Origin of the sequence: Vibrio sp. Vb1018, assembly GCF_033338775.1 — a bacterium.
GTDB classification, from domain to species: Bacteria; Pseudomonadota; Gammaproteobacteria; order Enterobacterales; family Vibrionaceae; genus Vibrio; species Vibrio alginolyticus.
Genome location: NZ_JAWOTI010000007.1, coordinates 102793 through 115747, shown reverse-complemented (window position 1 = coordinate 115747; position 12955 = coordinate 102793). Strand labels below are relative to the sequence as shown.

The 12955-nt window shown below is 43.1% G+C and carries 12 protein-coding genes; 8 read left to right on the top strand and 4 right to left on the bottom strand.

All coding sequences use genetic code 11. The annotated features are described in order from the left end of the window. Positions 1–13: 13 nt before the first annotated feature. The 4 genes from R7Z10_RS09845 (at position 14) to R7Z10_RS09830 (ending at position 4222) form a co-directional block, all read left to right on the top strand. On the top strand, positions 14–976 hold the full coding sequence (locus tag R7Z10_RS09845) for a DNA polymerase III subunit delta' (protein WP_054729226.1): 963 nt from the start codon (positions 14–16) through the stop codon (positions 974–976). Then, on the top strand, positions 967–1734 hold the full coding sequence (locus R7Z10_RS09840) for a TatD family hydrolase (RefSeq protein ID WP_005372957.1): 768 nt from the start codon (positions 967–969) through the stop codon (positions 1732–1734). Before R7Z10_RS09845 ends, R7Z10_RS09840 begins: the two co-directional genes overlap by 10 nt. Before the next feature lie 444 nt (positions 1735–2178). After that, positions 2179–3609: a PTS glucose transporter subunit IIBC gene (gene ptsG, locus R7Z10_RS09835; protein ID WP_005372959.1), complete on the top strand. Its 1431-nt coding sequence runs from the start codon at positions 2179–2181 to the stop codon at positions 3607–3609. Between the two features lie 211 nt (positions 3610–3820). Continuing rightward, positions 3821–4222, top strand: a complete 402-nt coding sequence (locus tag R7Z10_RS09830) for a hypothetical protein (protein ID WP_005396996.1) — start codon at positions 3821–3823, stop codon at positions 4220–4222. Positions 4223–4290: 68 nt separating this feature from the next. Here the strand turns inward: R7Z10_RS09830 and R7Z10_RS09825 are convergent, their stop codons facing one another. The 3 genes from R7Z10_RS09825 to R7Z10_RS09815 form a co-directional block, all read right to left on the bottom strand. Beyond that, on the bottom strand, positions 4291–4386 hold the full coding sequence (locus R7Z10_RS09825; protein WP_005372963.1) for a MetS family NSS transporter small subunit: 96 nt from the start codon (positions 4384–4386) through the stop codon (positions 4291–4293). After that, positions 4383–5849: a sodium-dependent transporter gene (locus tag R7Z10_RS09820; RefSeq protein WP_005372966.1), complete on the bottom strand. Its 1467-nt coding sequence runs from the start codon at positions 5847–5849 to the stop codon at positions 4383–4385. The genes R7Z10_RS09825 and R7Z10_RS09820 overlap by 4 nt, the downstream gene beginning before the upstream one ends. 569 nt (positions 5850–6418) lie before the next feature. After that, positions 6419–7009 (bottom strand): outer membrane protein, encoded by a 591-nt coding sequence (locus tag R7Z10_RS09815; protein ID WP_054574791.1) that lies wholly within the window; start codon positions 7007–7009, stop codon positions 6419–6421. Positions 7010–7136: 127 nt separating this feature from the next. Between R7Z10_RS09815 and R7Z10_RS09810 the strand changes: the two genes are divergently transcribed. Together R7Z10_RS09810 and R7Z10_RS09805 are read left to right on the top strand one after the other, a co-directional pair. Further along, positions 7137–7229, top strand: a complete 93-nt coding sequence (locus R7Z10_RS09810; protein ID WP_005372970.1) for a YnhF family membrane protein — start codon at positions 7137–7139, stop codon at positions 7227–7229. 44 nt (positions 7230–7273) lie between these two features. Further along, a complete protein-coding gene (locus R7Z10_RS09805; RefSeq protein WP_005372971.1) occupies positions 7274–8425 on the top strand; it encodes a patatin family protein in 1152 nt (383 codons plus the stop codon). A 108-nt stretch (positions 8426–8533) separates the two neighbouring features. On the opposite strand, the gene pyk is transcribed toward R7Z10_RS09805, so the two are convergent. After that, positions 8534–9976 carry a pyruvate kinase gene (gene pyk / locus R7Z10_RS09800; RefSeq protein WP_213905687.1) on the bottom strand — a complete coding sequence of 481 codons (1443 nt, stop codon included), beginning with the start codon at positions 9974–9976 and terminating at the stop codon, positions 8534–8536. A 410-nt stretch (positions 9977–10386) separates the two neighbouring features. On the opposite strand from pyk, the gene R7Z10_RS09795 reads away from it, so the two are divergent. Both R7Z10_RS09795 and R7Z10_RS09790 read left to right on the top strand, forming a co-directional pair. Continuing rightward, complete coding sequence (locus R7Z10_RS09795; RefSeq protein WP_005385828.1) at positions 10387–11604, top strand: ROK family protein; 1218 nt, start codon at positions 10387–10389, stop codon at positions 11602–11604. Positions 11605–11967: 363 nt separating this feature from the next. Continuing rightward, positions 11968–12921 (top strand): chemotaxis protein CheV, encoded by a 954-nt coding sequence (locus R7Z10_RS09790; protein ID WP_005372976.1) that lies wholly within the window; start codon positions 11968–11970, stop codon positions 12919–12921. The last annotated feature ends 34 nt before the right edge of the window (positions 12922–12955 follow it).

The window sequence follows — 12955 nt, the reverse complement described above, 5'->3', positions numbered from 1 at the left end:
ATTTAGGTGACTCATGTTAAATGATTATCCATGGCTACAGCCAATATGGGATAACCTCAAAGTAGGGTTAGAGTCGGACAGAATACCAGGTGCGCTTTTATTACAAAGCGAGCAGGGCTTGGGCATCGAAAAACTTATCGAGTTTTTTAGCCAAGCACTTCTTTGCCAAAATTACGCGAGTGAAGCATGCGGTTTTTGTCATAGCTGCCAGCTAAATCAATCTCAAAACCACCCTGATTTACACTGGATCAAGCCAGAGAAAGAAGGAAAGGCGATAACGGTGGACCAAATTCGCGCTTGTAACCGTCTTGCTCAGGAATCATCTCAGCTTAATGGTTACCGCCTATTTGTAATAGAACCGGCGGACTCTATGAACGAGTCGGCATCGAATGCGCTGTTAAAGACGCTAGAAGAGCCTGGGGCAAAGTGCTTGTTTTTGCTCGTTACCCACAATCAGGAGCGTCTGCTCCCAACGATTCGTAGCCGTTGCCAACACTGGGTTGTTGCGCCTCCGTCAGCGGAACAAGCGATGCAATGGATGCACGAACAAGGGGCGAAGCAAGTTCCTGCTTATGCCTTAAAACTGAATATGGGCTCTCCAATAAAAACATTGGATGCGTTAAATAATGGTGAGCTCGAAGCTTACTTGGCTTTTGAACGCAGTTTTATTAAGGCAATGTCTTCGCCTGTTTCAGACGTTTCTGAGTGTGCTTCTTTAATCGCTAAACACTCAGAGCAATCACTAGACTGGGCATGGTATTTACTGACAGATGCTCAGAAAGCGCAGTTTGGTGTATCAGAAGCTCAAATGCTTCCGGGCGCGACAAAGTTTCAACCGGACAACTATAACGGTTTGTACTCATCAGCGAAGGCGCTGATGAACCTGAAAGCTCAGGTGCAAGCCTTTCCTGGCCTGAACCTTGAGCTACTATCAATGAATTGGTTAATTGAATCACGAGAGGCATTATGTTCGTAGATTCTCATTGTCATTTAGACAAATTGAATTACGACGATCTCCACATCAATGTGGAAGACGTTATTAACAAAGCTAAACAAGCAAACGTAACTGAACTACTTTCTGTTGGAGTAACGCTGGATTCTTTCCCGAAAATGATGGAAATGATCGAGCCTTATGACAATGTTTATGCTTCGTGCGGTGTGCACCCACTTGATGTTGAAAGCGACTTTTCGATGGACGTATTGCGCCACCATGCGTCGAATGCAAAAGTCGTCGCTATTGGCGAAACGGGTTTAGATTATCATTACAAGCCCGAAACGGCCGCGTTACAGAAAGAGCGCTTTGAGCAACACGTTGATCTTGCAGTGGAGCTCAACAAACCTTTAATTATCCATACCAGAAACGCACGTGCGGATACTCTAGATATTTTGCGTAAGGGTGGGGCAGAGAAATGTGGTGGTGTTATCCACTGTTTTACAGAAGATCTTCCATTTGCTGAAGCTGCACTGGAGCTGGGGTTTTATATTTCTATCTCGGGGATTGTTACTTTCCGTCAAGCTACAGAGTTAAAAGAAGTGGTGAAGACTCTACCTTTAGAGAAGCTTCTTATTGAGACAGATTCTCCTTACTTGGCTCCTGTCCCTCATCGTGGCAAAGAGAATCAACCCGCTTACGTTGTCGAAGTCGCTTCTTATATTGCGCAACTCAAATCGTGCTCTCTTTCTGAAGTGGCACAAAAAACCACCGAAAACTTCCGAAATCTTTTTTTGCGATGAAAAAATAATAAGAGCATAAAAAAGGAGCTTAGGCTCCTTTTTTGTTGATAAAAACAACAGATACGCTCACGAGTTTAATGTTTACTAAAAATGTTGATTTAATAACATTCAAAAATCACAAATGTAATTTTGTTACTAAAAATAACATTGAGGCGTATTTTATTTACGCCTTAAAATTAATTATATAAATAATTAATTCTTTATAAAACAGTAATATAAGTGCAATGCAAACCTTTTCATCGGCTGTTTTTGGGTGTGATCCAAGACTTGTTTTGAAACTAAATTTCGTAACTGTGTGGAAAGTTTGAGGGTCATCAATATATATTTAGAGCCGGAAAATATAATGCAGTTGTGGTTACATTTTCATTGGGTGCTAACCTTTAGGCTACGGGGGTGTGCCGTTAGTGCCCAAATAATACTTATAAATTTATCAGGAGCATAAACATGTTTAAGAACCTTTTTGCTAACCTGCAAAAAGTTGGTAAGGCTCTGATGCTTCCAGTATCAGTTTTACCAGTTGCAGGTATTTTATTAGGTGTGGGTGCTGCCCATCTAAGCTTTATTCCAGAGATCGTTTCTAATCTTATGGAACAAGCTGGTGGTTCAGTATTCGGCCAAATGGCACTTCTATTTGCAGTAGGTGTAGCGCTAGGCTTCACTAACAACGACGGTGTTGCAGGTCTTGCAGCTATCGTTGGTTACGGCATCATGACGGCAACGCTAGGTGTAATGGCGGGCGTTATGGGTGTTGAGAAAATCGATACAGGTGTACTAGGTGGTATCCTTGTCGGTGGTGTGGCTGCTTGGGCATTCAACCGTTTCTTCAAAATCCAACTTCCAGAGTACCTTGGCTTCTTCGCTGGTAAGCGCGCAGTGCCAATCATCACTGGTTTTGCTGCGATCATCCTAGGTGTTATCCTTTCTGTTATCTGGCCACCAATTGGCGGTGCAATTTCTGCATTCTCTGATTGGGCTGCACACCAAAACCCACAGCTAGCATTCGGTATCTACGGTGTTGTTGAGCGTTCTCTAATCCCATTCGGTCTACACCACGTATGGAACGTACCGTTCTTCTTCGAAGCAGGTTCTTGTGTTAACGCTGCCGGTGAAGCTCAAAATGGTGTACTAACTTGTTACCTAGTTGCTGATGAAGCATCTCGTGCTGCTGGTAATGGCTTCGGTCAGCTAGCGGGTGGTTATATGTTCAAGATGTTCGGTCTACCAGCTGCAGCAATCGCAATTGCTCATTGTGCTAAACCAGAAAACCGTGCAAAAGTAATGGGTATCATGGCGTCAGCTGCACTGACTTCATTCCTAACTGGTATTACTGAGCCAATCGAATTCTCATTCCTATTCGTTGCTCCGCTACTATACGGTATCCACGCTCTACTAGCTGGTTCTGCATACATCGTTTCGAACACTCTAGGCTTTGTACACGGTACTTCTTTCTCTCACGGTCTGATCGACTTCCTAGTCCTATCTGGTAACGCTCAGAAGATGGTGCTAATGATTGCCGTCGGTCTAGTTTACGCAGTAATTTACTACGTAGTGTTCCGTGGTGTAATCACAGCGCTTGACCTAAAAACACCTGGCCGTGAAGATGAAACGGAAAGTGCAGCTGTAACTTCTGGCTCTGATATGGGCGGTGAACTGGTTGCAGCGTTTGGCGGTAAAGCTAACATTACTGGTCTAGATGCATGTATCACACGTCTACGTGTAGCAGTTGCAGATACAGCAGCTGTTGACCAAGACAAGCTAAAACAACTTGGCGCTGCTGGTGTTGTAGTTGTTGCAGGTGGTGTACAGGCTATCTTCGGTACTAAGTCTGACAACCTAAAAACTGAAATGGATGAGTGGATCCGTAACCACGGTTAATCGCAGTCATTCATAGTAATGCATAAAAGGAGGCTTCGGCCTCCTTTTTTAGTTCCTATTTTATTAACTGACAGTTCCTTTTTAGTGTGATCCTAAACTCATCTTTACTTTTGCCAGTCTTTTCATACATCGCGCTTACTCATCGTTGACATATTGAAGCACCACTATGTTTGAATAGCGCATGATGTTTTTTTAATAATTGATAACGTGTATGAAGAGCAAATTAATTTTATTAGCAGGACTAGTTTCTAGTACCGCAATGGCGGCAAATGAGCCAACGAACTTGTCTGTTGGTATGGCTGTCGATCAACAGTTGAGTGTTGTTGTTGAGTTAGATAATAAGTATCGCGGCATTATCGGTAACGATGGTATGGCGTTTGATTACATCGCTAAACGTGGAACATTCGATCAAAACATGCCAGTGACCTGGTATGTTGGCGTTGGTGGTTGGTATGAGTGGGATGATGAGTTTGGTGTGAGAGTACCACTTGGTGTGAACTGGGATTTATCACGCGGCTGGGACCTTTATGGTCAAATACACCCAGAGCTAGATCTTTACAAAGGTGCTGACTTGCAACTTGGCGGCGCCGTTGGCATCAAGTACAGTTTCTAGAATTGAACTAATGTATGTATAAAAAAACGCCGGTAACTACCGGCGTTTTTTATATGGAACTTAACGTTCTATTGTTTATCCATGGCTCGCTTGATGCAAACGGCAGCGCCGCCCCAAGTGATACCTAAACCAATAACCATCATAATAATTGCGCTGATTGTCATTTTGCTGTCTCCTTGCGGTTCACTGCGTTGATCACTAGACCAAAGATAAAGAGTGCGGCGATAAGTGCCCAGCCTAAAGTTAGATCATAGCCACCGTAGCCTTCAGTAATTAGGGCGTATAGCTTGGTCGCTAAGATAATGGCGAGCATGATTGGTGTAACGAAGCGTAAGCAGATCTCGAACCATTGACCAACAGAGAAATCAGAGCGCTCGTTAACGTAATTACGTACTTCTGGCACGCGCTTCAATAGCCACGCCATCAAGACAATCTCAACCAGACCACCAACCATGATGCCAACGTTGTTTGCAAAGTGGTCTACTAGATCGAGTAGCAGCAGACCGCCATTGGTAGCAAACGCCATAGAGACAACGAAGCCAATACCAATCACAACATTTGCAGCTTTTTTACGGCTCCACTTCAGCTTGTCGATAATGGCTGAAGTTACGGCTTCCATAATTGAAATATGCGAACTTAGACCAGCAACCACCAGTGCAAAGAAGAACAGTGGACCAAGAATATATGGGGCAGGTAGTAGGTTAATTGCCGCAGGTAAAGTAACAAAAGCCAAGCCAACGCCTGCAGATACCACCTCTGTTAACGGCTTACCTTGCTCTTGAGCCATGTAACCCAATACTGAGAAGATCATGATGCCGGCTAGGATCGAGAAGCCACAGTTGATCAACACGGTCATAAACGCGTTATTCGTTATGTCTGACTTTTCTGGTAGGTAGCTAGAGTAAGCTAGCATGATGGCGAAGCCGATACTTAGCGTAAAGAAGATCTGACCATATGCCGCTGCCCATACTTTCACATCCCAAATTTTGCTGAAATCGGGTTCGAACATGTAGTTCACGCCATCTAGAGCTCCTGGCAAGAAAATCATACGTCCGATTAAGAAAATCACCATCAAGAATAGGATTGGCATCATAATTTTAGATGCTCGTTCAATTCCTGATTTCACGCCTTTGGCAATGGCGGTGTAAGTAATTGCCCAAGCAATTACCATGGATAAAGCAATCTTCCATTGAATACTGCCTAAGTCTGTTGGTGAGTTGTCACCTAGCTTTAGGTATTCACTAAAGAAAAATGCGTTGGTATCGGTTCCCCAACCTTGAGTGAACGACAACCCAAAGTAAGAAATCGACCAACCGATAACAGCCACATAGTAAACGGCAATAACTGCAGCCACACCAACTTGGAACCAGCCAAGCCATTCAAATTTAGAATGAATTTTCGCAAGTGTTTTTGGTGCCGAGCCTCGGTATTTTTGTCCCATACTGAACTCAAGGATCATAAATGGAATACCGGCAGTGATCATGGCAAAAATGTAAGGAATAAAAAATGCGCCGCCACCGTTTTCATAGGCCATGTATGGGAAACGCCAAATGTTTCCCAAACCGATAGCAGACCCAACTGCTGCTAAGATGAATCCCGCCCGGGATCCCCATTGTTCTCGCTTCATATTTGACTCCTATAAGACTCCCTGAGGAATGAAGCTCTCTACGTAACACAGTAATAATTGCGCAAACAGTTGGAAGAAAGGACCGCTGTTATCCATCAGCTTTTCTATCCTTAATTCTAACTTCTTATAATTTTATAGAGCTATATTCTGGCTACTGTAAGAGAAAGTAGATTATTAATCTTAAAATTTTGATGTGTGTTTGATAAAACTGAAATATTTATCTGTTTTCACTGATCAGACTAACTTCTAATAATACTTAGCGCAATAGAATCTAAATGTTAATTCAGATGCGTGGTCTGGTTTTAATCTTGTTAAATTTGAGTTTGATTGTGGTTTTGTGTGGGTGGGTGGTTGTTTGTCTGGAATAAATGACTGGGATCTAATAATTGCTTTGGTATTTAAGACTATTTTGATTAATTAGGGCGTACGGCTATCTTTTGTGCACCTATCTAGATGATGCTTCGTTACTTTGCCAAACAATGGTGTTTAGACGATATCCTTTATCGGCTCTGTGCAGGACTCGTTCAGCGTTCTTTGTGACGAGCCCTACAGAGGAACATGCATAAAAATTAGAAGCGGAAACTAAAACCAACATTTGATTGGAATTGGTTCATCCAATCAGTATCGAACTTAATGATACAGTTTGAGCCGTCATTAGGTAGAGTACAGGCGCCAGATGTATCGTTATCAACGACCGTTCCTAACCATCTCAGTTGGGCTGTTAACGCAAAGTTCTTTGAAAATTCATATTCCAGCCCTGCAAAAGCGCTAGCCGAAAATCCGTATTTTTTGTCTACCCAATCCACATCGGCGTAAGAAGCCCCCAAGCCTACACCGATATAGGTTTGCCAATTTGCTGCGACAGGATAGTACATGCTGCTTTGGAAGTGCAGATAATGGATATCTGCCGAGTTGGACAGCTTTTCAAGTTCCGTCGATTGATTGGAGTAAAACAATCCGATCCTTCCTTTTTCTAAGGGAGTCTCGACTGAAAGAGCGTAATTCACTGCGGGGTCGAGATCGTATGTATTACCACTTTCATCCTCTACTTGGCCGCCTCCTGTATAGCCTATGTATGGCGTAACGATGATATTCGCTTGTGCATTGATAGCAGTACTCATCATCATGATTCCTACTAGCCAGCTGAGTTTTTGGTTCATGCCCTATCTCCTTATTATGACTAAGCTAATTGTGATGGGTTAGTCAAAATTGCGCGACTAAATTAAGCAAATCTTGAACATATTTCACACCGGTGTTATTAATTTGTTACATATTAAGGAGGTGTTTATGGAACACGATCTAAAATCCGCATTAATCATTGTGGTGACTGTTTTTGCAGTGCTTTTGTCATTTGGCATCATTGCTATTACAACAGCTTAAGATAACCACTTTTACCAAACGTTTTAACAAAATGGCGTGAGCCTATGATACGTAACAGCGGTATAATCACAGAAAGCCATGCAGAGCTTGATGTAAAAGTTTATGAGCACTTTAGGCATGGTAAAACTGCTTTAGTCACGCAAGGTGGAGGGCAGAGAGGGATTTTTACCGCTGGCGTTTTAGACGCCTTTTTACTTTCCAACTTCGATCCTTTCGATGAATTCTATGGCACCTCTGCCGGAGCACTTAACTTATGTTCTTACTTGTGTCGTCAACATGGCATGGGCAAAGCTTTTATTACCGAGCTGACAACGTCTCCTGAATTTTTTAATCTGTTTCGCTATATCCGAAAGCAGCAGTACTTAGGTTTAGAGTGGGCATTAGAACGGATTCAAGATTTCCCATACAAGCTTGACCTTGATTTAGGTCGTAGTGCACTGGGAAAACGAGGAGCGTTTGCTGCGGTAACGAATATAGAGACGCTATCAGATCAATATCTACCAATCTTGGATGACTCGTGGTTTAACACTATGCTAGCGACATGTGCGATTCCCAAGTTGTACCACGGACCTGTCGACGTAAATGGCAATAAGTTTGTTGATGGCGGCGTGTCTGCCTCTATCCCTGTTCAAGAAGCGTGGCGTCAGAATGCTCGCAACATTATTGTCATTCGCACAGAGCCGTTTTCAGAGATTGAAGCGAGAGCCCAAAGTGAAGTGGGGGATGTGCCTGTCGAATGGTATCGAGAGTCTATCAACTCAGTACAGCAATCATGGCAGCAAAAAGTGAATCAGTGGAAGCTGGATTGGGCGTCGTTCTTCCAACAAAAAATTAATGCAGCACATCAATCGAAGCTTGCAGGGAAAATGCTGTTAAATGGAGGTCGTTGGTTGTTCGGTGCCGATAACTTGTATCGTTTAAGTCATCTGATTGGTGAGAATTTTGATTCAGGTTTAGCCGACATGCTGATGATTCATTATCAAACATTTGAGCTCACTCAGGCCTTTATATCTGCTCCACCTGACGACACTTTTATTTTACAAGTTGCGCCTAAAGAGGGACTTCGTTCTTCTTCTTTGTTAAGTGACCAAGAGTCACTAGAGCATGACTATCAACTTGGGCTTCAAGCTGGGTTTAACCTAGTTCAACTCTATGACCAGCTGGATGTTGAAATTGATGGTAGAGAGAGTGCATAAACCTTCTTACGTTCACGATGTGCGCAATATACAAAGCATATAAATAAGGCTCCATTTTCGGAGCCTTATTTGCGGGTTCTTGTGGTTAACTCCGGTTAGGTATAACTACTACGCTTGTAGAATGCGCATGCAGTTGGTTGAGCCAACAACATCCATTACATCGCCTTGAGTAATAATGACTAAATCACCTTTGTGCAAGAACCCTTGCTCTTTAAGGCTAGTAATAGCTGCTTGAGCCGTTGGTAAACCCGCATCATTTTTTGACTCGAAATATACAGGTGTCACGCCTCGGTATAATGCTGCTCGATTTAGTGTCGATTCATTCCGTGATAAGGCAAATATTGGCAAGCCAGAGCTTAAGCGAGACATCATCAACGCAGTCCTGCCGGACTCAGTTAACGAGATCATCGCTTTAATTCCTTCCATGTGATTCGCAGAGTACATGGTTGCCATTGCGATGGTTTCTTCAGCGGTTTCGAAGGTTCTATCTAAGCGATAGGTTGATAGACTTGCCTCCGACATTTTTTCTGCCCCCACACATACTTCGGCCATGGATTTGACCGTTTCTACAGGATATTTACCTGCAGCGGTCTCTCCAGAAAGCATCACCGCGTCAGTGCCGTCTAGAACCGCATTGGCCACATCCATCACTTCAGCACGCGTTGGCATTGGGCTAGTAATCATGGACTCCATCATTTGTGTCGCAGTAATCACGATACGGTTTAAACTGCGTGCGCGGCGAATCAGTTTTTTCTGGACACCTATGAGCTCAGGGTCACCGATTTCTACACCAAGGTCACCACGTGCAACCATCACTACATCGGATGCGAGAATAATGTCGTCAATAGACTCATTGGTCGCGACGGTTTCTGCTCGTTCGACTTTAGCCACTAACATGGCTTCAAGGCCTGCATCTCTGGCTAAGCGTCGAGCGTAATGCATGTCTTCGCCGTTACGCGGGAATGAAATAGCAAGGTAGTCTACTTGAATTGCTGCGGCGGTAAGAATGTCGGCTTTATCTTTCTCTGTGAGCGCATCGGCTGACAATCCGCCGCCTTTTTTGTTGATCCCTTTATTGTTGGACAGTGGACCACCGACAATCACACGGGTATGCACTTTATTACCCTCTACTTTGGTAACTTGCAGCTGAACGCGTCCATCATCGAGTAATAAAATGTCATTTGGTGAAACATCTTGCGGTAGTTCTTTATAATCTAACCCTACAGATTCTTGATTGCCTTCACCTTTTGGTAAATCACTATCTAATGTGAATTTATCGCCCACATTCAAAATGACTTGGCCGTCTTTAAACGTTGATACACGGATTTTAGGGCCTTGTAAGTCACCAAGAATAGCAACCTGACGCCCAAGTCTTGCTGCAATGGTACGGACTTTGTTCGCACGTTGAATGTGGTCTTCACTGGTTCCATGTGAAAAATTCATACGGACAACGTTTGCACCGGCTTTGATGATCTCCTCAAGTATATTGTCCTTATCCGTTGAAGGACCCAGCGTAGTGACAATTTTTGTTCGTCTTAATTTGGAAGTCATAGATTCTCCGATGAATGTGTGTGTAAAGGTAACTTGAACTCTATCCTTACTTTACGCAATCGCTCTCAAGGTTAGCCTCGTTGCTGAGCCCACACCTTAAAGCTACTTGAATATAAGTATATGCACAGAATGTTTACATTAAGAGTAACCCCGGTAAAACAGACAGATATTCGACAGGCAATGGCCTTATTGATAAAAATGCGCTGCTTTAAAGGCACTACTTCATAATTTAGTGAATAAAAATAAGTTATTTTTCAAACAATTTAACAGGAGTAGATTCTTCGTTATTTGATTGAATACACAAACAAACAGGTTTATACGTGATGCTTGTCACGGGGATTTATTAATTCACTTCACAATTAGTTCGCAAAGTAAAAAAATTGTCCCGTTATAGAATTTCGGAGTGCAAGATGTACATGGCTCAACCGGGCCATATTGATCATATCAAACAGGTCAATGCTGGTCGTGTATATAAACTAATTGACCTAAAAGGTCCTATTTCTCGAATTGATTTGTCCAAGCAGAGTGAGCTTGCTCCTGCTAGTATCACCAAAATCACTCGAGAATTAATTGAAGCGCACTTGATTCATGAAACGACAGTACAAGAAGCGACGAGTCGTGGTCGACCTGCTGTCGGTTTGCAGGTCAATAATGAAGGCTGGCAATTTTTGTCAATGCGTTTGGGGCGGGGTTATTTAACCATTGCTTTGCATGAGTTAGGCGGTGATGTACTGATCGATACTAAAATCGAGATACACGAGCTTGATCAAGACGATGTGCTTGAGCGCCTGCTTTACGAAATTGATGAATTTTTTCAGACTTACGCGGATCAACTGGATCGGGTTACCAGTATTGCCCTTACGCTGCCTGGTCTCGTGAACTCAGAGCAAGGTGTCGTTTTGCAGATGCCTCATTACAATGTCGAAAATCTTGCTCTTGGACCAGAGATATACAAAGCAACAGGCTTGCCAGTTTTCATTGCCAATGACACGCGAGCTTGGGCATTAGCAGAAAAGCTTTTTGGTCATTCTCAAGATAATGACAACTCCGTTCTTATCTCTATCCACCACGGTTTAGGTGCGGGCATCATTCTGGATGGGCGCGTTTTGCAAGGCCGTCACGGTAACATTGGTGAACTCGGGCATATTCAAATTGACCCAAATGGAAAACGTTGTCATTGCGGCAATATAGGCTGTTTGGAAACCGTTGCCAGTTCTCAAGCAATTCGTGAAGAAGTCGTAAGACGAATCGCTGATGGCGAAGACTCTATTCTTGCTAAACAAGAAGAAATGAGTATTGAGAGCATTTGTGAAGCCGCTGCAAACGGTGATCCTTTGGCCGTCGATGTGATTGAAAAACTTGGACGCTACTTAGGCTCTGCAATTGCTATTGTGATCAACTTATTTAACCCTGAGAAAATCTTGATCGGTGGTGTGATTAACCAAGCAAAAGATGTGCTTTATCCTGCGGTTCGTCGCTGTATCGAAGAGCAGAGTTTACCTGTTTATCACCAAGATCTTGAGCTGGTGGAGTCTCGTTTCTATAAGCAAGCCACAATGCCTGGTGCCGCGTTGATTAAGCAAGCGTTGTACGATGGTCAACTATTGATGAAGGTTGTGGAAGGTTAAGTACTTTTTAACATGATGATGTGCCTGGCTGTTGAGACTGCATTTGTAGGTGATTTAGGGTGAGACTTAACGGCTCACCCTTTTTGATCGCCTATTACTAGAAAGGGAATTTGAGTTATGTTGCATTGCTATATCTGCGCCATTCATGTAATTTCCTAAAAAGCTCAAGTAAATAAACAAAATGGCTTTCAATGTGCTGCGTGACTTTGCGTCTGATGCAAAGAGAAGTAATACGCTAAAACTGTTGTACTTTAAAGCTGTGCTCGAAAAGCCAAATATTTTAAGGTTATTTGGTTATATAACCTTGCTGTGTCTGTACTGATTTCGAGTAAAATAAGAATTATCCATAATTTAGGTAGTAGTATGTCCGGAGTGTTAAATACGGTTGACCAGCGTACAAACTTGGTTGGTGAAAATCGACTAGAGCTTCTGCTGTTCACTTTAAATAGTCGCCAATTATTTGCGATTAATGTGTTCAAAGTGAAAGAGGTCATCAAGCTTCCACCGTTAACCAAGCTCCCTGGATCGCACTACAATATTCGTGGGGTTGCTTCTCTACGAGGTGAAGCGGTACCAGTGATTGATTTACGAGGCGCAATTGGTTTTCCTGCTTTACGTGGTGAAGCGGAAGAAGAAAATTTGATCGTGACAGAGTACAACCGCACGGTGCAGGGCTTCTTAGTCGGTCCGGTTAAAAACATTATTAATACGGCATGGACTGAAATTCAGCCGCCTCCTTCCACGTCTGGTCGCTCGAATTACCTCACGGCTATCACGCAAATCAAAGAGGGGGATGCCTCTCAAATTGTCGAAATTATTGACGTTGAAAAAGTTTTAGCAGAGATCGTGCATTACGACGTGACTATTTCGGAGGACATTCTCGATCAAGAACTGGCCCAAGCAATGGTCGGGCGTAATGTTCTGATTGTGGATGATTCCTCTACAGCTCGTAATCAAGTTCGCGATACGCTTTCTCAATTGGGTATGAATATCATCGAGTGTCGTGACGGGCTAGAAGCGTTAACGGTTTTAAAACGTTGGTGTGATGAAGGTAAAGATGTAGAAAAAGAGCTGTTGATGATGATTACGGATGCTGAAATGCCTGAAATGGACGGTTATAAACTGACCCATGAAGTGCGCCAAGATCCACGTATGTCTAAGTTGTTTATCACATTGAACACTTCTCTGAGCGGTAGTTTTAATGAAGCCATGGTACAAAAAGTAGGCTGTGATCGCTTTATATCTAAATTCCAACCGGATCTGCTGGTTGAAGTTGCTCAAGACCGATTACGCCAGATGCTTTCTAAAAGTGCATGATTAGATCTAGTGAAATCAGAGGGAGCGCACCTCT